Source organism: Myxococcus llanfairpwllgwyngyllgogerychwyrndrobwllllantysiliogogogochensis (assembly GCF_006636215.1).
Lineage (GTDB): Bacteria > Myxococcota > Myxococcia > Myxococcales > Myxococcaceae > Myxococcus > Myxococcus llanfairpwllgwyngyllgogerychwyrndrobwllllantysiliogogogochensis.
The window spans coordinates 1-2,479 of the sequence record NZ_VIFM01000493.1 but is presented as its reverse complement, the minus strand read 5'-3'; the positions used below and the strand labels follow the sequence as shown (position 1 = coordinate 2,479).

Annotated in this window: 2 protein-coding genes and 1 pseudogene; 2 read left to right on the top strand and 1 reads right to left on the bottom strand. The window is 70.4% G+C overall.

The annotated features are described in order from the left end of the window. Positions 1-351: 351 nt before the first annotated feature. On the top strand, positions 352-678 hold the full coding sequence (locus tag FJV41_RS48730; RefSeq protein WP_141649449.1) for a PilZ domain-containing protein: 327 nt from the start codon (positions 352-354) through the stop codon (positions 676-678). A 24-nt stretch (positions 679-702) separates the two neighbouring features. Here the strand turns inward: FJV41_RS48730 and FJV41_RS48725 are convergent, their stop codons facing one another. Beyond that, positions 703-1,110, bottom strand: a complete 408-nt coding sequence (locus tag FJV41_RS48725) for a response regulator (RefSeq protein WP_141649448.1) — start codon at positions 1,108-1,110, stop codon at positions 703-705. A gap of 371 nt (positions 1,111-1,481) precedes the next feature. On the opposite strand from FJV41_RS48725, the pseudogene FJV41_RS54465 reads away from it, so the two are divergent. Further along, positions 1,482-2,479 (top strand): annotated as a pseudogene (locus tag FJV41_RS54465) (hypothetical protein); the annotation flags it as partial.

Genomic DNA, 2,479 nt, shown 5'->3' with positions numbered 1-2,479 from the left:
CCCCGCCCCCTTGCTCACCACCTGGTGGGCCGCGTGCGCCAGCACCGTGCCGAAGTCATTGCGCGGCGTCTGCCGAGGCATGGTGGGGGTGATGCTGAGCGACTGAAGCCTGCGGTGGTTCGGGTCCAAGAGCTGCCTCCGGCGGCGGGTTGCGCGGGGGGCTCTTCAGGCGACGTGCCAGCTGAAAACCCAAGCAATCCCGCGCTCCTGGCCGCGTCGCGCGCGCCAGGGAAACTCCAGGGGCCGGGAGGAGCGTCCGTCTCACGGGACGGCGGCGCGAGGACGGAAACTTGCCTCGCACGCAAGGTGCCTCAGAGTTGTCGCACCCTGTCGCAGTGAGGAGCTGAGCCGATGAACACTTCCAATGGTGGACCCCATATCGCCGAGCGCTTCCACCCGCGCGTCGAGGCGTCCCTCCCCGTGAAAGTGCTCCTGCCAGGACGCGCCGTCATGGCCCGCGCCCGCGATGTCTCCATGGCGGGGCTGTTCCTGCTCGCGCACCCCGGAGATGCCCAGCGCCAGCTGACGCTCAGCCTGCCGCTGCCCGGGGACAAGGAAATCGTCACCACCTGCACCATCCGCCGCCGGGAAGCGGACGGCGTGGCCCTGGAGTTCGGTGAGCTCGACTGGGACGACCTCATCGCCCTGGCGCGCTTCCTCCATCCGCGCCTGCCCTGAGCGGGGAGGCCCGTCCCCGTCGCTTCAGGCCGGTTCCGAGCGAGGCGAGGCCACTCGCAGGCGCTCCACCAGCGCCATCAGCTCCGCGCCTCGGAAGGGCTTGTGGATGTAGCCGTCCGCGCCCGCCAGCGTGGCGCTCTCCATGTCCGACTTCTTCGCCTTCGCGGTGAGCATGTAGAGCGGCACCGTCGCGGTGACGGGGTCGCTCTTCAGGATGCGACACGCGGAGATTCCGTCCAGCTGCGGCAACACCACATCCATCAGGATGAGGTGGAAGGTCCGGCTGCGCGCCAGCTTCAGTCCCTCCAGCCCGTTGGCCGCGCACACCACCTCCACGGTGCCGTCGCTCAACATCGAGCGCACCAGCTCCCGGATGACCGGTTCATCCTCGACGAGCAGGATGTGGAAGGGTGCCTGGGACATGCCAACCATGTTTCTCCGGCGCGACTCTGGACCTCAGAGGGACGATGATTCGCGGGCGCGCCACCCCCACTGCCGGTGCCACCTGCCGCGCGCGGTATAGCCCCGCCGACACCACGCGCACCAGGGTTGCTCCATCATTTGTGTGGAGCACCACGCATCAGCCATACGTAAGCCAACGGGAGAGGGGATGCCTGACTTCCATGCCCGCCCGCTCATCAGCCAGTCTGACAGGGGGATGAAGCCGCCTTGTCCCTCCAGACGCGCCCCCCGGGCCCCCATTTTCACCCCTCCCCGCGAGGCGTCAGGTGATGGGGGTCCCGGAGCGCTATGATGGGCCCGAAATGGCCGCAAAACTAGAATGTCCAGAGTGCAGGGGCACGGTGGAAGGGGACGACTTCCAGTGTGAGTTCTGCGGGTTGCTCCTGGACCCGGAGCAGGCCAGCGGGGAGTACATCGTCACGGAGCCCACCATCGTCCGGGCCCTGCTCTCCCCACCCCAGCGCAGCAGGACCATGGAAGTGCCCAGGCCGCCGCCCCAGCGGCCCGCGCCGCAGGACCTGGCCACCGCGCGATTCACCGTGCCCATGGACGCGGACACCGTGCCGCACCTTCGTGCCGGACTGAACATCGCGTTGCAGCCCCTCCACCCTTTCGAGGCCCACATCGCGTCCTTCGTCGACGGAGTCCACGCGGTGCCCCAGCTCGCCCTCGCGGCGCGGCTGCCTGAAATCGAGGTGAAGGTCGTCCTCAAGGCCCTGCTGGAACGAGGCGTGCTGGAGCTGCGCCGCGCGCCTGGCAGCCCTCCACGACGAAGCCGGACCGACGAGCTTCCCGTGCTCGACGGCAGCGAGTTCCTCACCCCGGAGGCGCCAGCGTTCGACGACGAAGAGCCCTCCACGATTCAGGACGACGAGGTCCCCACGCTCACCGGGGAGCGTCCCGCCGTGCTCATGGCCCTGGGCGCCGAGGAGGACCTCTCTCCCATGGCGCTCGGCGACGAGGAGCCCCTCGCACCTCCCGCTCCACGTCCCACGAGGTCCACCACGTCTGGCGGGTCGCATCCGAGCGCGCCCTCGCAGCCGACTCGCGCCATGCGCCCCGGCGTCGCCCAGGCCCCGCGCGCCAGTGGCTTCACCGAACACGTCACCTTCCCGGGAGCCCCTGCTCCGCCCGCGAAGGAGCACCCCTCCGCCGCACGCCCCGGTCCGCCCCCCTTGCCCGCCACGGCGCGCACCGGGCCTCCTCCGGCGACACGCAGTGCCCCCAGCGGGCTGGGGGGGTCGACCCGAGTCGTCGCCCCGGCTACCGCCGCGCCACCAGTGGCCAGCCGTCCCGCACCGGCCCCTCACGTCACGGCGAGCTCGGTGCCCACCCTGCC